This is a genomic window from Clostridium sp. DL1XJH146 (genome assembly GCF_054819755.1).
Genome location: NZ_JBTVVN010000047.1, coordinates 1 through 23,274 on the forward strand (window position 1 = coordinate 1; position 23,274 = coordinate 23,274).

Annotated in this window: 18 protein-coding genes and 1 tRNA gene; 5 read left to right on the top strand and 14 right to left on the bottom strand. The window is 28.7% G+C overall.

The features are described from left to right. Window positions 1-234: 234 nt before the first annotated feature. Both ACVHXK_RS16180 and ACVHXK_RS16185 read right to left on the bottom strand, forming a co-directional pair. Window positions 235-2,592: an endonuclease MutS2 gene (locus ACVHXK_RS16180; RefSeq protein WP_461207444.1), complete on the bottom strand. Its 2,358-nt coding sequence runs from the start codon at window positions 2,590-2,592 to the stop codon at window positions 235-237. A 13-nt stretch (window positions 2,593-2,605) separates the two neighbouring features. Then, entirely contained in the window at window positions 2,606-5,038 is a 2,433-nt protein-coding gene (locus ACVHXK_RS16185; protein WP_461207445.1) for a U32 family peptidase, read from the bottom strand. Window positions 5,039-5,307: 269 nt separating this feature from the next. Between ACVHXK_RS16185 and ACVHXK_RS16190 the strand changes: the two genes are divergently transcribed. The 3 genes from ACVHXK_RS16190 (at window position 5,308) to ACVHXK_RS16200 (ending at window position 6,960) form a co-directional block, all read left to right on the top strand. Beyond that, window positions 5,308-5,850, top strand: coding sequence for an EF-hand domain-containing protein (locus tag ACVHXK_RS16190; RefSeq protein WP_461207446.1), 543 nt, complete (start codon window positions 5,308-5,310; stop codon window positions 5,848-5,850). A gap of 234 nt (window positions 5,851-6,084) precedes the next feature. Beyond that, a tRNA-Met gene (locus ACVHXK_RS16195) sits at window positions 6,085-6,160 on the top strand. Window positions 6,161-6,303: 143 nt separating this feature from the next. Then, window positions 6,304-6,960, top strand: coding sequence for a pentapeptide repeat-containing protein (locus ACVHXK_RS16200; RefSeq protein ID WP_461207447.1), 657 nt, complete (start codon window positions 6,304-6,306; stop codon window positions 6,958-6,960). A gap of 112 nt (window positions 6,961-7,072) precedes the next feature. Here the strand turns inward: ACVHXK_RS16200 and ACVHXK_RS16205 are convergent, their stop codons facing one another. From ACVHXK_RS16205 to ACVHXK_RS16245, 9 genes are all read right to left on the bottom strand, one after another. Continuing rightward, window positions 7,073-10,123, bottom strand: coding sequence for a M56 family metallopeptidase (locus ACVHXK_RS16205; protein WP_461207448.1), 3,051 nt, complete (start codon window positions 10,121-10,123; stop codon window positions 7,073-7,075). Then, entirely contained in the window at window positions 10,116-10,502 is a 387-nt protein-coding gene (locus ACVHXK_RS16210) for a BlaI/MecI/CopY family transcriptional regulator (RefSeq protein WP_461207449.1), read from the bottom strand. Before ACVHXK_RS16210 ends, ACVHXK_RS16205 begins: the two co-directional genes overlap by 8 nt. Window positions 10,503-10,691: 189 nt before the next feature. Then, the gene (tlp, locus tag ACVHXK_RS16215; protein WP_461207450.1) at window positions 10,692-10,919 is read right to left on the bottom strand and encodes a small acid-soluble spore protein Tlp; all 228 of its coding nucleotides are present in this window, start codon (window positions 10,917-10,919) and stop codon (window positions 10,692-10,694) included. A gap of 116 nt (window positions 10,920-11,035) precedes the next feature. Beyond that, window positions 11,036-11,857, bottom strand: coding sequence for a flavodoxin family protein (locus tag ACVHXK_RS16220; RefSeq protein ID WP_461207451.1), 822 nt, complete (start codon window positions 11,855-11,857; stop codon window positions 11,036-11,038). Window positions 11,858-11,997: 140 nt separating this feature from the next. Further along, entirely contained in the window at window positions 11,998-13,623 is a 1,626-nt protein-coding gene (locus tag ACVHXK_RS16225) for a DNA methyltransferase (protein ID WP_461207452.1), read from the bottom strand. Between the two features lie 165 nt (window positions 13,624-13,788). Next, window positions 13,789-14,958, bottom strand: a complete 1,170-nt coding sequence (locus ACVHXK_RS16230) for an iron-containing alcohol dehydrogenase (RefSeq protein ID WP_461207453.1) — start codon at window positions 14,956-14,958, stop codon at window positions 13,789-13,791. Between the two features lie 272 nt (window positions 14,959-15,230). Then, window positions 15,231-15,995: an exodeoxyribonuclease III gene (locus ACVHXK_RS16235; RefSeq protein ID WP_461207454.1), complete on the bottom strand. Its 765-nt coding sequence runs from the start codon at window positions 15,993-15,995 to the stop codon at window positions 15,231-15,233. 267 nt (window positions 15,996-16,262) lie between these two features. Next, the gene (locus tag ACVHXK_RS16240) at window positions 16,263-16,418 is read right to left on the bottom strand and encodes a hypothetical protein (protein ID WP_461207455.1); all 156 of its coding nucleotides are present in this window, start codon (window positions 16,416-16,418) and stop codon (window positions 16,263-16,265) included. A gap of 162 nt (window positions 16,419-16,580) precedes the next feature. Beyond that, on the bottom strand, window positions 16,581-17,372 hold the full coding sequence (locus ACVHXK_RS16245; protein WP_461207456.1) for an SDR family oxidoreductase: 792 nt from the start codon (window positions 17,370-17,372) through the stop codon (window positions 16,581-16,583). A 338-nt stretch (window positions 17,373-17,710) separates the two neighbouring features. On the opposite strand from ACVHXK_RS16245, the gene ACVHXK_RS16250 reads away from it, so the two are divergent. Both ACVHXK_RS16250 and ACVHXK_RS16255 read left to right on the top strand, forming a co-directional pair. After that, window positions 17,711-19,453 carry a phosphoenolpyruvate carboxykinase gene (locus tag ACVHXK_RS16250; RefSeq protein WP_461207457.1) on the top strand — a complete coding sequence of 581 codons (1,743 nt, stop codon included), beginning with the start codon at window positions 17,711-17,713 and terminating at the stop codon, window positions 19,451-19,453. A gap of 189 nt (window positions 19,454-19,642) precedes the next feature. Continuing rightward, on the top strand, window positions 19,643-20,809 hold the full coding sequence (locus ACVHXK_RS16255; protein WP_461207458.1) for a class I SAM-dependent methyltransferase: 1,167 nt from the start codon (window positions 19,643-19,645) through the stop codon (window positions 20,807-20,809). A gap of 202 nt (window positions 20,810-21,011) precedes the next feature. Here ACVHXK_RS16255 and ACVHXK_RS16260 read toward each other — a convergent pair whose 3' ends face one another. From ACVHXK_RS16260 to ACVHXK_RS16270, 3 genes are all read right to left on the bottom strand, one after another. Beyond that, window positions 21,012-21,731, bottom strand: a complete 720-nt coding sequence (locus ACVHXK_RS16260; RefSeq protein ID WP_461207459.1) for a 2-phosphosulfolactate phosphatase — start codon at window positions 21,729-21,731, stop codon at window positions 21,012-21,014. Window positions 21,732-21,745: 14 nt separating this feature from the next. Beyond that, window positions 21,746-22,192 carry a staygreen family protein gene (locus tag ACVHXK_RS16265; RefSeq protein WP_461207460.1) on the bottom strand — a complete coding sequence of 149 codons (447 nt, stop codon included), beginning with the start codon at window positions 22,190-22,192 and terminating at the stop codon, window positions 21,746-21,748. A 107-nt stretch (window positions 22,193-22,299) separates the two neighbouring features. Then, on the bottom strand, window positions 22,300-23,019 hold the full coding sequence (locus ACVHXK_RS16270; protein ID WP_461207461.1) for a helix-hairpin-helix domain-containing protein: 720 nt from the start codon (window positions 23,017-23,019) through the stop codon (window positions 22,300-22,302). Between the last annotated feature and the right edge of the window lie 255 nt (window positions 23,020-23,274).

The following is a 23,274-nucleotide window of genomic DNA, read 5'->3' on the forward strand; positions in this document are numbered from 1 at the left end:
TTTGGTCAGATTAAACCAATGCACAATGCACAATTTACAATGCACAATTATTGATGATTTTCTTCCCTTTGGTCAGAAAATCTTTATTTTATAAATAATAATATAAACATTATTCCAAAACATAGCCTAATACTTTAATCTTTTAATCTTTTAATCTTTTATAAATTAAAGGAATTTTTTAGCTCCGCTAAAAAATTCCATCCGCAATTGTGCATTGTGCATTGTGCATTTTTTCTATTTAAGTTCCACCATTGTAACCCCACTACCACCTTCACCATAAGCACCTATTCTATAGGCTTTAACGTGCGGATGGTTTTTAAGAAGGTCTTGAATGACTTTTCTTAAAACTCCAGTACCTTTACCATGAATTATAGTAACTTCATTTATTCCTGCAAGATAAACTTCATCTAAATATTTATCTACCTCAAAGGTAGCTTCACTAGAATCCATTCCACGCAAATCAAGTGAAGTAGCTACAGACTGTAATTTTAATCTTGCTTCTCTTTTATTATGTCTTTTAACTTCTTTCTGTTTTCCGCCAACTTCTCTTATATCTTTTATATTGACTTTTATTTTCATAATTCCAGCTTGCACTTGAACCTCACCTTTATTATCTTGTTTCGAAAGCACAATAGCATTTGTATTAAATTTAGGCAAATATACTTCCTGCCCTTCTTTTACTTTTTCTAGTTTATTTCCTTTATCTATGCCTAAACTTATATCCTCTTCTGATTTGTTTAATTTTTTGTTTAACTTCTGTTTCTGATCTTCAATCTTTTGTCTTACTTCATTAGAATAACCCATAGTCTCAAGTTTTCTAATTTCCTTAAGTATTTTATCCGCCTCTTCCTTTGCTTCCCTTAGAATTCTTTTTGCTTCTTGCTTTGCTGCTATTGTTTCTTTATCTCTTATCTTATCTAGTTTTTCAACTTTTTCTTGATACTTTTCCTTAAGTTTAACTGCTTCATTTTTCGCTCCCTCAGCAATTATAGCATCCTTTTGAGCACTAACACTATTATTCTGAAGTTCCTGTATCAAATCTTCAAATTTAAGAGTATCCTCAGATATTCCTTTCTTAGCATCTTCTATAATATATTCTGGAAGTCCAAGTCGTTTTGAAATTTCAAAAGCATTTGATTTACCAGGTATACCAATCAACAATTTATAAGTTGGTCTTAGTGTCTTAACATCAAATTCCACAGATGCATTGGTTACACCTTCTTGCTTAATTGCATATCCTTTCAATTCACTATAATGAGTAGTTGCAAAAATTTTCGAACTCTTTTTTCTTAAATTTTCAAGAATAGATATTGCTAGAGCTGCTCCCTCTGTAGGATCTGTTCCTGCTCCTAATTCATCAAACAATACTAAAGATTTTTCATTAGCATGGTGAATTATGTTTACAATATTAGTCATATGAGATGAAAAAGTAGATAAACTTTGCTCTATACTCTGTTCATCTCCAATATCGGCAAATATATCTTCATAAAAGCTTACTTCTGAACCATCAAGCACTGGTATCATAAGACCACTCATAGCCATCAATTGAAGTAACCCCACTGTTTTAAGTGTTACGGTTTTTCCACCAGTATTAGGCCCTGTAATAATTACTGCATCTACATCTTCTTTAATATATATATCATTTTCTACAATTTCTTTAGGATTTATAAGTGGATGCCTTGCCTTTAGTAGATTGAAACACCCGTCTTCTCTTACTCTAGGTTTTGTTGCATCAATTCTATCTGCATACCTAGCTTTAGCAAATATAAAATCAAGTTCCCATAAAATAGCTCCATTAACCTTAATAACTTTCACGTTTTCTTGTACTTTAAAAGACAACTTACTTAATATTTTTTCAATTTCTGCTTTTTCTTTCAATCCTAATTCTCTTATTTCATTATTTAAATTAACTAGACTTATAGGCTCAATAAACAAAGTAGCTCCCGTAGAACTTTGGTCATGAACAATTCCAGGTACACTGCTCTTGTACTCAATTTTAACAGGAAGTACATACCTATCTCCCCTTACAGTATAGATACTCTCCTGCAACGAAGAAGAATACTGTCTTACAAGTGAATTAACTTTACTTTTGAGTGATGCTGTCTTTTCTTTAATTGTTTTTCTTATTTCAAAAAGTCTTTGGCTTGCTCTATCTGCTATTTCATTTTCTCCAATTATTGCTCTATCAATCTCATCTTCTAAAGATTTTAAAGGAGTAAATCCATTTGCTAGATTTTTTAGATTTCTATATTCCATTTCTCCTTCATTATTAAAAATAAACCCTCTCATAGACCTAGTAGACCTTAAAAGAGCTGAAATCCTAATAAGTTCTATTGGAAATAAGGTAAATCCCTTTGAAGATTTAGTAATTGTATCTCTAACATCATAAAGACCCATAAAAGGTGGTGCACCCTTTTTAGCTACCAAAAGAAAAGCTTCATATGTTTCATCTAGATGTTTATTTACTCTAAATACATTATCATAGGGTTTTAATTCATCTATATATTCTTTACCTACAGAAGTTGCACAATATCCCTTCATTATATCTTTAATTTTATTAAACTCTAGTACTTTTAAAGACCTTTCATTCATAAATATTTCTCCTTTATTCAACGCCTCTTTTATAATGCCCTCTTGTATAATTTCCTTCTAATTTATCTTTCTTTTCGTTTTTAAAATAATTTAGTACTGCCATACATTCCTCATAATTCTCATCAATAAAATCAATCCTAAATTTATTAAATCCTAATTTTTGAAGTTCTCTAGTATTATCTAGCAAACTAGTTGTTATAGGGTTATATATATGACTCCTACAATATTTATCGTTCAATATAAGGAATTTATTATCTTTTCTATCTTTTAAATAATAATCTCCATTACTGCATACCGTATTATTTTTAGCTTTAGTTCCTTTGCAAGACTTATATCCTACAGGGCAGTATTCAGTTACCATAACTTCATATTTACCATAAATCAAACAAACAGCTTTTTCTTTTCCTATTTCTTTAATTTCTTTTTTATTAAGTTCAATTGATGGAATAAACCCTTCTAAATATTGATTCCAAAACTCTGCTGTATCTTTATTGAACACATTAAGCTTATAATCACCATAAATTTTAGTTATATTTTTATACTGGTCAATAATGCCCAAATTTCCTGTTACTATTCCATCGATATTAGCTAAATTTTCATCAATATAGCTGCAAATACTATCATACTCTTCCTTTATAATATTAGGAACTTTCATAAAAATACTAGCGTCTACTTTCTTAGAAAAATCATAAGAAAATCCTCTTTTAAATGGATCAACTATAATATTTGAGACTTTTGAATCTATAGCTGCTCTAAATGCTTCTTCTGACAATACATATACAAATAATTCATCCTTTAATTCAGTATCATTTTTAATTACTCCATTTACATGAGAAGATTTAATATCAAATGGATTTATTTCAATCATATCGGTTTCTACCGTATTTACTTGAGTATTTTCTTTACTATATAGTGCTTTTTCAGAGTTAGATCCAATATTCGTATCTTTGTTCCTTTTATAACTTTTTATCTCTGAGACCATAATTCTATTTATCAAACTTCTGCGAACATTATTAAGCGTAGAGATTGGAATAAACCCATCTCCAAAAACTTTAAAATCAATTTCATTAATTAAGAATGGTGTGTCTCCTGTTTTCTTTAAACTTTTAATTATTCTCTCTTTATCTAAAGGTCTATTAATAGGCGTCTGAACTTCTTCTCCTAACTCTTCGTATAATCTACCCTTATACTTAGCCCATAACTTTACTCTTTTCCCTGCAATAAATTCTATACTTATATTTAGATTAAGTTTTTCACCATACTTATCCTTAAATGTCTCCTCAAGTTCCTTCATTAAATTGACATCTAATGTCTTATATAATTTATCCCCTCTAAAATATTTCTGAGGAAATAATTTTACTTTCTGTCCCTTTTGGGCTTCTGTAACTTCTTTATTATTCATAATAATTTTTGTTACAATGAACCCACCATCTTCTATTCTAACTCCATCTTGCAAGCTTATATCTTCTTTTAATATAATTTCCAAACTTTCTTCTATTCTCCCAAGATATACCCCCGTATTTTTAGGAAAATCAAGTGCCATAAGATCTGAATTATTCTTTCCATTGAGATAACCCTTAGAAAAACCTTCTCTATTAAATAGTTGAGCAAGAATTTTTGTTTCTTTTTCTACATCAAATTTTTCACCGTTATAATATGCATCTATAGCTTTTCTATAAGCTCTTACTACACCTGCTACATACTCAGGTCTCTTCATTCTACCTTCAATTTTCAAAGAAGAAGTTCCTGTTCTTATTAATTCTGGAATACTTTCTATAGTACATATATCTTTAGGGCTTAATAAATAACCTTTTTTAATATTATCTTCCTCATTTGAAACAAGTTCATATGGTAGTCTACAAGGCTGAGCACATCTCCCCCTATTTCCACTTCTACCTCCAATTATTGAACTCATTAAACATTGACCAGAATAACATATACAAAGTGCCCCATGAACAAACACCTCTGTTTCTATCCCATTCTTTAGAGATATATCCTTTATTTCTTCTAAAGATAATTCTCTTGCAAGTACTATCCTTTCAAAACCAAATTCTTTTAAGAATTTAGCTCCTTCTAAATTATGAACTGTCATTTGAGTTGAAGCATGAATTTCAAAATCAGGAAATAAATTTGTTACCTTCTTAGCTAATCCTATATCTTGAATAATTAAAGCATCTACTCCGGTTTTATATAAATAATCAATATACTTTATAGCTCTTTCAATTTCATCATCTTTAATCAATGTATTAACTGTTACATATACTTTAACACTATATAAATGGCAATAATCTACAACCTTTGCCATTGTCTCATTATCAAAATTTGATGCATAGGCTCTTGCTGAAAATTCTTGACCTCCAAGATATACTGCGTCTGCTCCATTTTGTACTGCAGCCACTAAACTTGCAATGCTCCCTGCTGGTGCTAATAATTCTATTTTTCTCATTTTTTCTCCTTAAGGTAAAATATTTCTTCAAAATAATATTATATCAAAACGGAGTATTATTCAACTGATAAAGCATTTGTCGTTCTAAATAATTATTTACTATAACTAAATTATTTCAACATCAATATATACAATTCTAAACTTTCTTGAATTATCAGATTTCTTATATATAAATGGAAATTTTACATGATTTCTTCACAAAAGTATCACATAACTATGGTAGTGTAAAAATGAATTAAAAAATTTCCACAAAGGAAGGTGATATTAAAATGATAATAAGTGGCGCAAGTAGTTTTTCGTATAATCCATATAGTAGCACTACTTTAAAAAGTTCTGTTGCAGCTTCTAGTAACACTGAAGAAACAACAAATCCAATTAAATCCAGTGAAGCAAAACCCAAAAGACCACAAGGGCCTCCTCCAGGTGGTACCCCAAAAGGTGGTAAGGGACCAAATGTTGATACAAACGATGATGATATTTGGAGTGTCGATGAAGTAGAAACATTTGTTTCTGAATCTGGTTCTTTATTGGATGTAGATGAATTTTTTAGCGAGTATGATATTGATGGAGATGGGTCTTTAGATTCTTCTGAAGTTGAAACAGTAGCCCAAAACAACGGACTTCAACTAGAATTACCAAGAATGATGAATTCTAATATAGACTTTGAAAACGAAGAACGAAATACTCTAAACTCTCTAGATACTAACTATAGTGCTGAAATGATTAATCAAATGATAAGTGCTTATACAAGTAATAATTCAGAATATCAACAAAGTGCTTATGCTATTGATGCTACAAATATTCTTGCATAAAATTTTGCAAACATAAAAACACTCTACTACTTAAGCTAATTATATATTTAAGAGATAGAGTGTTTTTTTATAATTTTAATACAAAACCATAACCTATTTTACCGAAAAAATTACTTTATCTAGCATTTGGAAATTTCTAAATCAATCAGAAAAATGAATTCAATTTTTAGAATTATGTTGACTTATTCTATTCATTAAGTTATACTATTACTTGAGTCAAAACATTTATAATATCGCGGGGTGGAGCAGCTGGCAGCTCGTCGGGCTCATAACCCGAAGGTCATAGGTTCAAATCCTGTCCCCGCAACCAAAATAACTCCTATACTGATGTATAGGAGTTTCTTATTGGAAATAAACATTTAAAATCAATATATTATAGAATTTTCATATCAAAAAACATGCTAAATATATGTAATTTATAAAAAACAATCATTAATTATTGGAGGTAAAAACATGGCTAGAAATAAAATTGTTAGTGGAGATTTTAATTATAATAACATAGAAAAAATGAATAAAAACTTTATGTATAAAAATCTTTATAGAAGTAACTGCTTTAATAGTAATTTTTCGAATTCAAATTTTGATTATGCAAGCTTTAGAGGTGCTCATTTCAAATCGTGTACTTTTTTTGACTGCACTTTTAGATGGACAGAATTTATCGGAACAAATTTAAAAGGAAGTTCTTTTAAAGAAGCTAAATTTGAAAACACTATATTTGATTCTGTAAATATAAATGGCGTCAACTTTAAAGATGCAGAATTTAAAAACACTATATTCTTATCTACAAATGCAGATAAAGCAAAACACCTAAATCTAAAAGATCCGAATATTAAAGTTTACGACGAAATGCCTAACTTAGAAATTAGCAAAGAGTTAGAACTTGCAATAGATAATATAATGGAAAATACTTTTGTTAAAAAGGCAAGAATTTTTGATACCAAAGATGGCGACTTAAATACCTTAAGCATAATGATTTTATTAGAAAACTTTGATGAAACAACCTTAATCAAAGGATTAGGTATCATTAAAACTGAACTAGATAAAGCTTTCTACACATTAAGTTACATTATAAAGTTGCTTAAAAAATATCAAATTGACGGTATTATTTAATATATAATTCAGCAAATATAAAAAATACTATTACCCAATATCCCCTTATTTGGTAATAGTATTTTTGTTTTGTTCATTTTTTATCTTATATATGTCATTGTTAAATAATAAATTAAGATATTCCACATCTAATCATTTCTAATTTCCACTTGCCCTCCACATAATTAGCATTATATTCTGGAAAAACTGCTCCTAAACTACCAAACCATGAGACACCATTAATCTCAGCCTTATTGGCACTATATTTTTTCACCTCAACTGATAACAAAGTTCCATCTAGTGTTCTCTCTAATCCTCCATTATCCTCATATTCAAATTTAGTTTTATCATCTTTTATATCTTCATAATTAAAAACACTTGGTGTCAAAATAGTAAGCTCTTTTAGCACTTCTGTTTTCCCTTCATCGCTTAAATCCTCTAAAGTATCTACTTGTACTGCTATAAACCCATCACCACCATTTTCAATTTGGAATGCCTCTTTCATAACTTCTACATATAATTCTATTCTTTTCCGTTCTTCAACACTGAATTTGTCCATAGATTGACTTTCTTGCATAATGTCCGGTGTTAAAGGTATTAAATCAGCTATCTCTTGATAATTTTCCTTATATAAAGAAACACCATACTGATTGTGAATTTCTAAGTGCTTTATTAAATTCTCCTGTAGATTTTCTCTAATCCTCTCAGCATCAACTCCATCTCCTTCAAGAATCTTTTCTGCAAGTCCTTCTATATTTTTACCTGATACAGGCATAATACAAAATTCTTCTATTGATTTCTTTAAATATGCCCCGTCCATAGGTTGTTGATATTCTTCTAAGGAGTAACTTCCATCAGAATTTTTTATATAAGTTATTGCTACTGGACCCATACTTTCACTTTCTTCTTCTATAACTTTATCGTATAATCTATATCTAGCTGTACAAGTAATTACAAATACCTTTAATTTATTTTCTTCCTCATAACTCCCAATAATATGTGGAGAAACTATAGTAAATCCTTCTGTATTATAATTTTTATTTTGCTCAATTTCTGTATCATAAACTAATTTTAGAGTAGAATCTGCACCATTATAAGTAAAATCAGGTAGCATAATCTCTTTCCCTACTTCAAGTTTATGATACCATTTCATAGGAGACAACGTTTCATCTACTACGGTATTTCTTGCTCCTAGTAGTTCCTTACATAAACTCATCAATATCTGTCCACGTAATCCCTCTACATTGCCCTTTTCAAACTGAAAAAGCATATATTCTAGTACCTCGTCATTTTCATATGAATAACTATATTTTATAATATTTTCATATTCTTCTTGGTGCTTATCCATATAATCTTGGGGTTTTGATGATACTTTTGGTGATGACATTATAATTTTCAAATTATCTTCCACAAGATCAATTACTTCTTTGGAATAATATTCTTCATTGTCATAAATCTCTGTCTTTTGGTTTTCTTCATTCATTTCTACTCTAACTACAAACCCATAAGTTACTGTGCCCTTATCTTTAAAAATCAAAGTAAAATCATAAATATACTCACCTGCTTCTTCTGGTGTACCAATATATAATTCCCCATTCATAAAACTTGGCTGAAGACTTTCAACTTCTACAACCTCACCATTATTATAGATAGTAACTCCAGCTAAATCAAAATCATATTTTATATCTTTATTCAGTTTCTGTGTACTAATAATAATTTGTTCTTTACTATCTACTGAAACTATATTATCCAATTCATATTTGAAATCAACAGGATTCAATGAATCTGCCAACGTCACTTCGCCATTATTTTCCCAAGAGTAACCTCCCATAAGCGCTGTTTTAGTCTCTTCATATTCTGCACTGATATATATGTTAGGTGGATTCTTAAGGTTTTGTGCATTGGCCTGAATATTAAGCGGATTTTTACTTCCTTTTCCAACTCCTGCACCTAAAGATACAGATACTCCAATAATAAATATTAGTAAAATTATTGATGCTAAAATAACAGCTTTTGATTTTTTATTGTGCTCCATTATAGCCACTAACCTTTCCTTCAAGTCCTTTTTTTCTTCACACATAGTAGCACCTAATACTCCAAAAGAAAATTTATTTTCTGCAACGACGGCTATTAGAGTATTTCCATATTCTTGTTTTTCTGCTACATCAAGATTTTTAATAACCTCTTCATCACAGGCTAATTCACAAGCACGATTTATTTCTTTTTTCATAAAGTAAATAATTGGATTAAACCAATGTATAGATGTTACTATCATTGTTAACCATTTAACTCCTATATCAAATCGTCTATAATGTGTGATTTCATGAATTAAAATATTTCTAATTTGTTTTTCATTATAATCTGCATCAGGAATTATTATACGAGGTCTAAAAATTCCTATAAGCATCGGTGTTGTCACGTATGTATTTCTAAATAAAGTTATCCTACTTCTATTTTTCTCATATTCTTTATATAATTTGATATTTTGAAGTCTTTTTAAACATTTAAACCGCTTTCTTTCCTTCAATATATCTAATAATAGTTTGTTTTCAGCATCACTAGCAAGTTTATTTCCTTTTTCCAAATGTTTCATAAATCCTATATATCCAACCAAATTCAATGTAATTGCTAATATTACTCCAACAAACCAAATATTTAAAGCATACTTATTAATTATATTCCTGATATAAGGGCTGTGATTAACATCAGAAATATATTCTTTCTTAGTTCTATTTTCTTCAGTACTCTCTGTTATTAAAGTACGTAAACTATTTCCCTCTAAACTATCTATAGTTTGCGCACTGTCATTACTTCCATCTGCTGCAATAATTTCATTACTTTCTATACTTTCTATACTTTCATCATTTGCATTAATTCCGATACTGACATTATTTCCAACAACATAATCTGTTCCATTTATTTCATTATTGTCGTTACTTCTACTAATTCCGTTATCTTCATAAACTATAGTTCCAACATTTTCTTCACCATAAAAAACATTATTCATAAGGCTATTTTCTAAAGAAAATGGAATAACAAGCCTTAATAATACAACAATCCAAATGTAGTATTGTATAGACTTTGATAATTTATTCTTTATTAAAGATTTAATTACAAATAGTATTATTGCAAGAATGCTCCCGGAAAAAGAAAGTGATAATATTAGATTAACCCCCTCATTCATTGCTATCATCTCCTACCTGAAATAAATCTCGCAACTCTTTGATATCCTTATCATTAAGTTTTTTGCTGCCTAGTAAAGACGCAACAAGATTTTTGGCACTACCAGAGTACAAACGATCAATTAGGCTTTGAGTAGAAAAATCATTATATTCTTTCTCACTAACTAAAGCTTTATAGTAATACACTTCTTTTTTAGTAGCTAAAACTACTTTCTTTTCGCAGAGTCTTCTAAGTAAGGTCTTAATAGTTGATGTTTCCCACTTACTTCTTTTCTCTAATGTTTTTCTAATATCTACAAACCGCATTTCACAGTCAGCTTCCCATAATATACGCATAACTTCTACTTCTGAATCAGTAATTTTAGAAATTGATTTACTCATACTTTTCCTCCTTTAAAGCTACAAGTGTAACCTGATATATTCAGTTTACACCTGTAACTTATAACTGTCAACATATACTAACTTTAAATCGTAACAAAAAAAGAAAAAACGGCAGAATTCAAATTCTGCTGTTTTAAATACATTGGAACATTAAGTTTTTATAATTATAGATTGAGAATCTTAATAAATCTATTTATATCCATTTTTTTTAGCTAGTGCTTCTTCTTTAATTTCACTTTTCATGCCTTGAAGAGCTTCTTTTCTTCTTTCATTTTTTGCTTCTAATTCTTTCTTGTTTTTTGCATCACTAGTAGTTTCAATAGCTTCTTCCGCCAAATTATAATTTTGTATTGTCTTATCAATATTATACTGAATTCTATCTACATTATCTCTTCTATCATCTTGATTTTGTTTCATAGTTTCTCTCCTTTGTTGAAATAAAATTTATATAAGTTGATTTTTACAATCACCTCATAATTTATTATGTCTATATAAATTTTTGTTATTCAACATTACTATGAATAATTGATTTATTATTTAATAAAACAATCTGGTTCTCTTCTATTGGAAAATTCAATTTCCAATTCCTCTTTATGTCTCAAATAATTTTCATCATCATAATATTTCGCATTAACAGGACATTTTTTAATACAAGCTCCACATTTAATACAAATTCCATTCAATTTAGATACATTCTTATAATCAATTGAAGCCATCGGACAAACATTTACACATAGCTTACAATCTATACAATTACTGTTTGTCTTTGGTGTAACCTTTCTGATATCTACTGGTAATCCATCTTTGTTTTTAGGTCTATAATATTTTCTGTATGGCTTATTTCCTTTAACATTTAAATTTATAATATCCGCATTAGTTTTAATCTTTGCACCTATTTTCTCCGCAAATTGTGCCACTATATTCATATCTTTCTCATCCGGTCTGTCTTTAGCAAGTATTTTTGAAAATGAATGTTCTCCAATAAATGCACCTGCTGCAATAACTTCGAATTCATTTAGCTCCATAATATCCTTCAATTCAATTAAAGCATCATCATAATTTCTATTACCATAAACAACAATTACAATCGCTTTTGCCCCATTACCTTCAATAGAATTTAGATATTTTAATAATATATTAGGAACTCTTCCAGCATAAACAGGAACTCCTACAATAACAATATCTTCCTTAGAAAAAGATATAGTTTTTTCTCTAACCTTATGTAATGTAAAATCAATATTGTTTACACTTACCTCACTATTTAAACACTTAGAAATATTCTTTGAAATTTCTGATACTATTTTGCTTGTTGTACCCGTAGGACTAAAATACATTGCACTTATTCTTTTATTCATAATAAAATCCCCCTACCCACATGTCAATAAAAAATCAAGCCTTCATTTTCATAAACCAATACATAACTTTTGTAATAACTTAACCCTAATTTGTATTTTTAATGTTCCTAATTGTTTTTGATATTTCACATTACATTATATTATTTTACTTTTAATACAAACATATGAGGTGTAAGATTTCCTGTTTCAAATTTAATATCTTGAAGTAATTCAATCTCATCATTATCTAACAAAAATTTTCTAAATAGCTGTGCTTCTACAGTATATACAAATGCCCTACCATTTCGTCTTACAAGTCTGGAAATTTTATGCACAAAATTTCTATATAAATCCGCATACTTACTATGGTCTACTGTTCTATTATCAAAAGGCATATTTGTTATAAGCTCATCATAAAGGTCAACGGTATAATATTCTAATATATCTTCATCTATTAATTCAATATCTACATCCGCTAAGTTTGTATTTATCGTTGCAGCTTCTATAGCCTTCTTATATATATCAACTCCTATTAAAGCATCAAATTCCTTTAATTTAGCTCTTTCAATTAACATTGTCCCCGTACCACAAAACGGATCTATAACCACCGACGTAGGTTTTAACCATTTTTCTATAGATTTCATTACAATAGCCGCCGTTATAGGATTTATTGATGTAGGTAAACTATTTTTTCTATACTCAAATCTATTATCCTTATAAGCATAAAGTTTCAATAGAACAGAACAACGATTATTATTTTCGACTACTCTAATCTCAACTTCATAAGAAGAGGTACTATTTTTCAAAGCACCAAAAGATAATTTATCTAACTCTCTAGATAAATTTTTTACAAACTCTGATCTTTCCCTATTATATTCCTCAGTTTTAAATTCAATCCTATAATTAAACGGAGTATCTAATTCGTTAGTATGACATTGATTTAAAAAATCTACAATATTTGCATCTATAATAGCTCCCGCTATTTTTTCATAATCAAATTCTAAATTTTTGCACTCATCTAGCGGAAATAGAAGTTCATAAAAAGTTCTGCTTTCATATACCTTATCTAAATCCTTTTCTTTTATAAGTATTCCCTCTGTTACAAGCTGACCTCTAATTGATTTTTCTTTAAGGTCTTCTAACGCAAGATGATACTGATGATTCATTGCCGTAAGCATCATTGGTACAGCCTTTTTAAATCCTATAAATTTATGAGGTATAGGTGGTAATAATTTATCTATAGTTCTTGTAAGTGCAAGTTTTTCTTCATTAATATGCTTATTATTGATTACTGGCAAATTATTATCTTCACAATCTTTTTCCTTTTTTATTATATCTTCAAGTATTTCTCTCAATCTATCTGCATCATCTGCGCTACCACAGTTTCCTATTGCAAGCACATAAGAACTTTTCACGAACAACTTATCTTCAGCTGCATATGCATTATATAGAGAGTCTAAATATGATTCATCTTCTAGTGCACCAATAACTCCACATACATTTTTTCTTACTTTTGGATCTGAATGCTGAAGAAAGGCAGCAAGTTTCCCTTTTGAATTACCAATAGTTCTTTTAAACATTCCTCTAGGCTTTTCTTTTTTTAATATATCTCTTATTACTGAAAGTATTGTCCTTAAATTATCTTCTTCTATTACTTTTGCCCATAACATTGGAAGAGCATTATTATAATCCTTAGAAAGTTTATTTATTATAGCGATTCTTTCTTTATCATTTACAGTTTTTAGGTCTTCAATAAGTGTTTCTACTGTATTATTATTTTTTATCATTGTGTTTCACCTCTTGTGATTAATTATAGTAATTATTATTATACCTTATATTCTACATATATATCTCTAAAATTAATAAACTAATAAATAAAACTCCAATCAATTAAAATCTAATTGATCAGAGCTTAAAATTTCACAATATTCACCTAATTATTATTAATAATCTTACACACATAATTCATATATTTTAATTATATCTTCTTTATTAACCTTTTTAAAGTTTCCAAGGGTAAAACTATTATTTCCTGTAGCTTTTGCTGCCATTTCTTCAAATCTATTATCTTCTATACCTGCATCTTTAAGTCTAATTGGCATTCCTATGCTTACATAAAAATCTTCTAAAGCCTTAATTCCTTTTAAAGCAGTTTCTTCTATATCGTCAAAATTGTATTCAATATTAAATACTCTATGAGCGAATTTAGCAAAAAATTCTTTATTCTCATTGCAGTTGAATTTCATCCAAGCTGGGAAAACAATACTTAATCCTGCACCATGTGGTATATCATAAATACCACTAAGCTCATGTTCAATCATATGTGATGCCCAATCAGTTTCACGTCCCATTTCAAGAGAACTATTATGAGCAACAGTTCCTGAGTACATGATTTCTGCTCTTGCATTATAATCATTAGGATTTTCAATTACTTTAGGTCCTTGATTAATAATAGTTTTCATAGTTGCTTCACATAATCTATCTGTCAATTCTACGTTTTTTGTATTCGTGAAATAACGTTCCATAACATGAGCTAACATATCTACTACTCCACAAGCAGTCTGATACGGAGGAAGCGTATAAGTAATTTCCGGATTCAAGAGTGCAAATTCTGGACGCAATGATATATGATTTGTTGCCGCCTTTAACATTCCATCTTCATTTAAAATAACTGTGCCACCACTAGTTTCACTACCCGCAGCTGGGATAGTTAATACAACTCCAATAGGAAGAGATTTTTCTATACTTGCTTTTCGACTATAAAAATCCCAAACATCACCATCATATAAAACACCTGCTGAAATTGATTTGGCTGAATCAATTACACTGCCACCACCTACAGCTAAAATAAAGTCTACCTTTTCTTCTCTACAAAGGTCAATTCCTTCTTTAACTAATGATAATCTAGGATTAGGTTTCACTCCACCTAGCTCCACAAATTCAATTGCGGCCTCTTTAAAGCTCTGAACTATTTTCTTATATAAGCCCGTTCTTTTTATACTTCCTCCACCATAATGTAGTAGTACTTTCTTTCCGTAAGCCTTTGTGTATTCTCCAACACTAGTTTCCACGTCTTTTCCAAAAATTATTTTCGTAGAATTTGAATATATAAAATTCTCCATTATAAAATATCACCTTTCTTTTAATATTATTATACGCAAATGCGCACTTCTTTCGTAATTCCCTCATTAATTGTAACATAGTGGAAACTTTCATACAAGGAGAAATTTTAATTTACCTCATGTTATCCTACTAAATTAATAAAAAAATAACTCTTCCCATAAAATTAAATCAGAATACCCCTTATAGATATCCTGATTATTTAATATGATCTATTTTTCATATAGTTTCTTATTAAACTTCTACTCTTGCCATACTACTAACAACTGTAATCTTATAAATCTAATTCAACAACTACAGGACAATGATCTGAACCCATTACATCATTCAAAATATAAGCATCTTTTACCTTATTTAGTAAATTATCCGTTACAAAATGATAGTCTATTCTCCATCCTGCATTATTTTTTCTTGCACTAAATCTATAACTCCACCAAGAATACTTAACTTCTTCAGGATATAATTTTCTAAAAGTATCTACATAACCTCTTTTAATAATATCATCTAACCATTCTCTTTCTATAATCAAAAATCCTGATCTATCCTTATTTGATTTGGGATTTTTAAGGTCTATTTCATTATGAGCTGTATTGTAATCACCACAAATAACAAGCTTTTTGCCTTCATCTTTCAATATATCACAATACTTGAATAAAGCATCATAAAATCCTAATTTGTATTCTAGTCTTTTTTCACTCATTTGTCCATTGGGGAAATATATATTAAATAATATATATTTCGCATACTCTAGTATAAGTATTCTTCCTTCATTATCATACTGTTCTATACCTATACCATGTTTTACAGAAATAGGCTGTTCCTTTGAATAAACAGCAACCCCACTGTATCCTTTCTTTTCTGCGAATGAAAAATAAGAGTGGTATCCTTCTACATCTTTATGACTATCAGTAAGCTGATGCTCTTGTATTTTTGTTTCTTGTATACATAGTACATCTGGTTTTTCTTCATTAACCCATCCAAAAAAATCTTTTTTCTCAATAGCCCTAAGACCATTTACATTCCATGAATAAATCTTCATAATAATCTCCTTTTAGATCTAATGCACAATGCACAATGTACAATGCACAATTAATGATAATTTTCTTCCCTTTGGTCAGAAAATCTCTATTTAATCAAAAACTTTTTAAACCACAACATATTTTAATATCGCAATCTTTCAATTTTTTAATCTTTAATCTTTAATCTTTAATCTTTAATCTTTTATATTTTAATTTCACTCTGGACTCTGCACTCTGCAAATTACACTCTTGTTTTTTTAAAAAAAGTACTCTTGTTTTAAAAAGAACTACTTTCCATCTGAAAAACATAATATCAATGTAGCAATAGGTCCTACAAACAATGATACTATAAACCATAAAAGACCACTTTTATTCTTACATTGAGCAATATTTGCATTTATTAAAGCTAATGACCCCCAACCTACGTAATATTCTTTATTCATTTTCATACCCCCATTTATTTCAGTTCACAGTTCACAGTTCACAGTTCACAGTTCACAGTTCACAGTTCACAGTTCACAAATATTTTAATCACTTAATCTTTTAACTTCACTCTGCACTCTGCAAATTTCACTCTTGTTTTTTTAAAAAAGTACTCTGCACTCTTATTCTTTAAAAAGTTCTCTATTATTAAAAGGTGCAAGCATAAATCTTCTAAATGATTTTCCTTTTGTAAGCCAAGCTATATACGCATCATTTTTATCATTTTTTATTATACCCTCAACTAAAAATTCAGTAACTGTTTCAACTTTATCCGCCAAAATATTAAATACTTTTTTAGTTTTTACTTTTTCCTCTTCAGTACCTGATAAAGAATTTATTAAAAAATCAGTAACTACCATACCAGGACTCAATCTCCCTACTTTAATAGATGTATTTTCCGCTTCTTTTGTAAGAGATTTGGTAAAATATCTAAGGGCACGTTTACTTGTGCCATATAAAGTCATCTTAGGCATCATCATATTGTTACTTCCATAGCCTTCCATATTATAAATTTCACCTGCACCTTGCTTTAGCATGTTTTTCATTGCCACAGAGCTTCCATTAATTACGCCTAAAATGTTTGTATCGATAACTTTTTTTATATCTTCACTATTTAATTCATAGATTAATGCCTTTTTCTGGTCAACACCTGCATTATTAATCCAAATATCTATTCTACCAGTGATTTTAAATGTTTCATCCCATAGCTTATTGATATCATCCATATTTGATACACTCCCAGCAAACCCTAATATAGTTTGCTTTGGAAATTCTTTTTTTAAATTTATTACTGTTTCCTCAACTTTTGCGCTAGTTCTACCATTTACAGTAACATTATATCCCCTTTTAAGAAAATTCTGTGCAAGTCCATACCCAATTCCTCTAGTACTTCCAGTTATAATTACATGTGACATCAACTTTGACCTCCGTACATATATTCAATTAAAATATAATTGTTTCTTTTATTTTACCATTAGTCTTTATAAAAAAAAGCCAATTTTTAAAATTTACTATGATGTATTTTAAGTAGCATTTTTTATTTGATAATTAGTTGCATTTCATATTTTTTTTCCTTTTCCCTATCCAATTGCTAATTATTTCAAATTTGAAACGTCGTTTCAAAAAAACCCCTTTACATAGCTAGGTATTTTTTATAAAATATAAAGTATGTATTTATATTCAGCAGTTTGTATTTATATTCATATTTCTTAAGTTCTATGTATTATTATTCAAAAATTAAAGGAGGATTATAATGAAAAAAGAATTTTCATTAAGTGAACAGCATGCTATGATTAATTTCACAGCAAAATATTGTGATACACCTGAAGTTTTACTTCATAGTCACGGTTTTTATAGAGTATTAATTGACTTTGTTAAAAATTTAGAAAAAAAGTCAACTAAGTCATACAAGTACATTTCAATCTCTTTAGGTGAAAATGATGGGGAAAAAATCGTAAAAGAACTTACAAAAGCTTTTAGCTTATTATTAATTATGAATGCAGACGAAATAATGAAACTGAATGAAAAATATATGAATCTATTTAAAGATAAATATGAATTCATTAATCTTATTGAGGAACTTTATACTTATTGGAGAAAAATCGAAAGATATACCATCGTTATGAAAAACAAAATTCATAAAGGAGATTTTCAATCAGTAAGTTTTCTTGATGCAAATGCGCAATTTTCTCAACTTATAAGATTTACTTATAGGAAAATCGAAGAAAATATTCTTAAACATCAAAATAAAATTTTCAGACAACTCCCTGCTGGAGGCAATGCAGGTTTAATTTTAAATAAATTGAAATGGAAGTGCCCAGAAGAATATAAGTTTTTACAAAATGTGCCTTTCATTGATTCTATAGTTTTATCTCCACCATTTATAACATACCCTAAAAAGAATACAAGAAACGGCATTTTCAATGAAGTGAATGAGAATCCTTCTGAAGGACTAGAAATAAATGAAGATCACTGGTTCTGCTACCCTGCCAAAGTTGGAGAACTTCTTATTTATGTATTCTTCCATAGAGATTTAATGTCTCAAGGTGTATCTCTTTGTAATTTATTTGAAATTGCAAAATTAGAGGAATACAAAAACAAAAAACCTGATGCTATCTACATATATGGTGCAAAAGATAACTGCGAAGAAATTAAAACTTGCTATTTTGAAGATACAAAAAATGACTTAATGCTTGGTTATGTTAACTACTCAGATGAAATTGATTATTTTGGTTATATGAAAAAAATGATTTTAACTCTCCATAATTTAATGATGATAAAAAAAGGTTTCCTTCCAATCCATGGTGCTATGGTAAATATCAGATTGAAGAATGGAAAAGTTGCAAATGTAGTTATTATGGGCGATTCTGGAGCTGGAAAATCTGAAAGTTTAGAAGCCTTTAGAAGATTAGGCGAAGAATACATTAGCGAAATGAAAATTATCTTTGATGACATGGGAACTATAAAATTAACCGAAACTGGGAAGCCATTGGGTTACGGCACTGAAATCGGTGCTTTTGTAAGATTGGATGATTTGGATGCTGGTTATGCATTTAGAGAAATTGATAGAAGTATATTTATGAACCCTGACAAAATCAATGCAAGACTTATAATACCTGTTGCATCATATAAAGATATTATGGAAGGCTTACCAGTTGATTTATTCTTATATGCTAATAACTACTCTGAGGGCGAAGAAATTGAATTCTTTACAAACTTAGACGAAGCTAAAAAAGTATTTACAGATGGAGCTAGAATGGCCAAAGGAACTACTACTGAAAATGGATTAGTAAAATCATTTTTTGCAAATCCATTTGGACCTGTACAAATGCAAGCTAAAACTGAAGTTTTGATTGATGAATATTTCTCTAAATTCAAAGAAACTGGAGTTAAAATTGGTCAAATAAGAACTTGTCTTGGTATAAAAGGTCAAGAGAAAACCGGAACAGAGAAATCTGCTAAAAAACTTATGTCAGTAATTCAAGAACTACTTTGATAAAAACTTAATTTACAATTTTCAATGTTCAGTTAGCAATTAAGGATGATTTTGCTACGCAAAATCTTTAACCTATTTTAAATAAAAGATTCTCGTCTTACGGCGAGAATCTTTTATTTATTGAAATATTATGTATTTCACATTTTCTTTGTTATAATAATTAATGAATTTAAATTTGGAGGATATTATATGAATAAAAATAGCTTAAACAAAATAAAATTATTTTTCACAGGATTAGAGAATAGATATACTGAAAACACAGATTTTTTTAAAGAGATAAATTTTGAATTCAAATCTGGTTTAAAGTCTTTCAAAGGCACAGGTAAATTTATTGAAGATAAAATCAAATTCAACTTTAATGGTAAGAGTACCCTTATGTCTTTTAGTGATGCACTAAAAAAAATCCAAACAGAAGCTGAAAAATATGAAGCAATGAATTTCCTATATATCGAAAGATTTTCTCAAATTAATATCATTGCAGATAATAAGAAAGTAACTATGAATACTAAAGAAATAGAAAAAAAAGAAGAAGACCTTTCTAAGAGTACTACTTCTACTATTCTAAATAGAGATTACTTTATTAAAGTAGGTAAAGGAGATAAATTACTCAAAGAAATCGAAATTATGACAAAAGACGGCAAAATAAAAAATGACAAAATAAGAAAATATAATCAAATAGATCATTATGTAGAATTACTTGATAAAATAATTGATGAGCTCCCTAAAAATGAAATTATCAATATAGTTGATTGTGGTTGTGGTAAATCTTATCTTTCCTTCGTGTTAAATTACTACATAACCGAAGTAAAAAGAAAAAAGTGCCACTTCACAGGTATAGATATTTCCGAGGGAGTAATTGCTCGTTCAAAAGAAAAAGCTGAAAAGCTAAGCTACAGAAATATGGAATTCTTATGTATGGACCTTAATGATTATAAACCAAGTAAAAATATTCATCTAGTACTATCTCTACACGCTTGTGACACAGCTACAGATATGGCAATAGCCCTTGGTATTAAAGTGAAATCTGATGTTATAATAGCTGTGCCTTGCTGCCATAAAGAATTATCAAAACAAGTAAAATCTGATTCCTTAAATAACATATTAAAACACGGAATTTTAAAAACAAGATTTGCAGACTTGCTCACAGACGGAATGAGATCATTAATGCTAGAAGCGAAAGGCTATGATGTTTCCGTTGTAGAATACATCTCCCCTCTTGAAACTCCTAAAAACTTAATGATAAGAGCTAAAAAGGAAAGAGACTCAAATGATGATGCAATGGCAGAATACCATAACCTGATGGCAACTTATAACGTATATCCTGCTTTATATGCTTATCTTAATGAATTTGAATAATTATTTGTTTTCAAATAATTAAAAACCAAAAATATTTTAATCCAAATTTTCCACTACATCATTACTCTTATGTATTATTCAATTTTAGTTTTGCATTTTGGTTTTTTTATGGTTTTATAAATTAAAAGAAATATTTTAGCCCCGCTAAAATATTTCTCCCTTAATTGTGCATTGTTCATTAATCACTAATCATTAATTTTATCTATTCCAACAAAACTATTTTCCCATCCACATATGTTGGCACTACACTATAAATATTAGATTGAAGGCAATATTTTAGGTCATCGTGAAATCCCTTATCTTCTAAAATTTTATAATGCCTACAATTCTTTAGAAATGTATGAGGATTATTTTTATTATTTTTATAAATATACCTTAAAGTCCACGCCAAATCTGAAAGCTCTATTTTAGCCATTTTACCGATATAGTCTATAATCATTCCTGCACAATAGGCATCATCTAAAGAAAAGTCGCCATTTGTTCCAGAACAAATAATTACAATGTCTTTTTCATCTTTAAAAATCTTTTCTGCTACTGAAAAAGCATTTAACAAAGCTCCAATATATATATTATCAGCTCCTACACTTTCTTTAATAGCTATAGTACCATTAGTGGTAGTAATTACTACTGTTTTACCTTTTACCTTTTCTTCTTTATAATTCAATGGGGAATTACCAAGGGTAAATCCTTGTATTTGAACTGCCTTTCTCTCTCCACCTAATATAACACTGTTTTCTTCTAATTTATGATGTATTTCCCAACCTTCTTCTACTGTTGATACTGGAATCACACATTTTGCTTTATTAACTAAAGCAGTAATTATTGTAGAAGTTGCCCTTAAAACATCAATTATAACCACACTTTTATCACTTAATTTACTTTTTTCTATCTTTGTTCCAGAGTTCATCACATCTACAAACAATTGCTATACCTCCATTATTTATAGTCCCCTACAATTCCCCAATGTTCCTCTTTATTGTATTTGTCAAATTTAGAATTAAAATGAATAATTACAGGAGCTTTGTCCAAAAAATTATGGCATTCGAAGAATTTTGAGTCACCATACCTTATAGCTTCTAGCGCTAGCACTAATTCTTTTCTAAAAAAATAATCTCTTATTTTTGCTTCTGTTATTGATTTTTCTCCATTTACATATAAATAAATGTTTAAAATAAATTTTTTATTCTTAAATAACCATTTACCTAAAACTTCATCTCTTAAATATCCAATTTTTACATAATCATAATATAATCCAATAGATAAAAACAACTTGCCTGTAAAGTCTGAATGAGTTAAAGTATAACATCTAGGTACAATCGGCTCCCATTCATTTACCCCTGGCAAAAATGTAACATCAAGCTTTTGAGAATCTAATTTTTTCATAAAAACCACCTTAAAAATTGTTCTTATATTATTATATTTATTCTCAAAAATTTAGTGCTTATATAAATAATATTCTATAAAAATTAGCATATACCTTCCTAATTAAATTAATTCACACAAATGAATTCTTTAAAATCTTCAAATGTCTTATCACCAATTCTTGTAACATTCATAATATCTTCAATTTCCTTAAATTCTCCAACACTTTCTCGATATTTAATAATATTATCAGCTGTTACATCTCCAACATTAGGTAATTCTTTTAGCTTTTCTTTATTTGCTGTATTTATATTGATTTTCCCACTTTCATTTTCATTCTTAGATTCATTAATTGTACTATCTTCACTAGAACTATTATTTTTAAGAACACTTTGCAGTTCTAAAGTTTCTGAATATTCATCTTTATTAAATACAATAACAGTCTCTTCATCTTCAAGTTTTTCTGCAAGACATATATTCATTGTATAAGCCATTTCATTAAATCCGCCCGCTTCCTCTACTAAATCATTAATTCTACTGTTCTTTTCTATCTTATAAACACCTGGTTTATTAACCTGCCCTTTTATTTCTACAAATATAAATTCATCATTTTTAAGTTCTTCTACATCTTCCTCTTGAGAATTATCTAGTAAAATCTGATTTTCTTTTTTTTCAAAAGAATTATTTGTACTATTTTCTTTTACTTCTTCTTCTTCAAAAATATCTTCTTCACTTATATCAGTATTGTCTATATTATCATTATAACTAATATAATAGCCTAATATTGAAAAAAAGCCTATTATTACAACTAAAACTAATGATCCAATATACTTTTCCTTTTTACTCATAGCACATCCCTTTCATTTTTTTCTAAAGCTTTTAGTTTATATAAAAATAATTGATTATCAAGTATGATTTATTACTAATGTTGTTGAACTAAAGCATTATTGTAAAACACTCCTCTTATGAAAATAAGTCACAATAGTAAGTATTGACACTTATTAAAGAAATAAACAAAAATATCAATCAGCTTTAACGAGTAAAAATATTTCGAGATAAATTAATCCAAAAATGTAATAAAATATTATATAATTATTAGTAAA

Bases quoted from the DNA above. Each gene is read 5' to 3' on its own strand.
- ACVHXK_RS16180 (WP_461207444.1), bottom strand. From the start codon at position 2,592: ATGAATGAAAGGTCTTTAAAAGTACTAGAGTTTAATAAAATTAAAGAT.
- ACVHXK_RS16185 (WP_461207445.1), bottom strand. From the start codon at position 5,038: ATGAGAAAAATAGAATTATTAGCACCAGCAGGGAGCATTGCAAGTTTA.
- ACVHXK_RS16190 (WP_461207446.1), top strand. From the start codon at position 5,308: ATGATAATAAGTGGCGCAAGTAGTTTTTCGTATAATCCATATAGTAGC.
- ACVHXK_RS16200 (WP_461207447.1), top strand. From the start codon at position 6,304: ATGGCTAGAAATAAAATTGTTAGTGGAGATTTTAATTATAATAACATA.
- ACVHXK_RS16205 (WP_461207448.1), bottom strand. From the start codon at position 10,123: ATGAATGAGGGGGTTAATCTAATATTATCACTTTCTTTTTCCGGGAGC.
- ACVHXK_RS16210 (WP_461207449.1), bottom strand. From the start codon at position 10,502: ATGAGTAAATCAATTTCTAAAATTACTGATTCAGAAGTAGAAGTTATG.
- tlp (WP_461207450.1), bottom strand. From the start codon at position 10,919: ATGAAACAAAATCAAGATGATAGAAGAGATAATGTAGATAGAATTCAG.
- ACVHXK_RS16220 (WP_461207451.1), bottom strand. From the start codon at position 11,857: ATGAATAAAAGAATAAGTGCAATGTATTTTAGTCCTACGGGTACAACA.
- ACVHXK_RS16225 (WP_461207452.1), bottom strand. From the start codon at position 13,623: ATGATAAAAAATAATAATACAGTAGAAACACTTATTGAAGACCTAAAA.
- ACVHXK_RS16230 (WP_461207453.1), bottom strand. From the start codon at position 14,958: ATGGAGAATTTTATATATTCAAATTCTACGAAAATAATTTTTGGAAAA.
- ACVHXK_RS16235 (WP_461207454.1), bottom strand. From the start codon at position 15,995: ATGAAGATTTATTCATGGAATGTAAATGGTCTTAGGGCTATTGAGAAA.
- ACVHXK_RS16240 (WP_461207455.1), bottom strand. From the start codon at position 16,418: ATGAATAAAGAATATTACGTAGGTTGGGGGTCATTAGCTTTAATAAAT.
- ACVHXK_RS16245 (WP_461207456.1), bottom strand. From the start codon at position 17,372: ATGTCACATGTAATTATAACTGGAAGTACTAGAGGAATTGGGTATGGA.
- ACVHXK_RS16250 (WP_461207457.1), top strand. From the start codon at position 17,711: ATGAAAAAAGAATTTTCATTAAGTGAACAGCATGCTATGATTAATTTC.
- ACVHXK_RS16255 (WP_461207458.1), top strand. From the start codon at position 19,643: ATGAATAAAAATAGCTTAAACAAAATAAAATTATTTTTCACAGGATTA.
- ACVHXK_RS16265 (WP_461207460.1), bottom strand. From the start codon at position 22,192: ATGAAAAAATTAGATTCTCAAAAGCTTGATGTTACATTTTTGCCAGGG.
- ACVHXK_RS16270 (WP_461207461.1), bottom strand. From the start codon at position 23,019: ATGAGTAAAAAGGAAAAGTATATTGGATCATTAGTTTTAGTTGTAATA.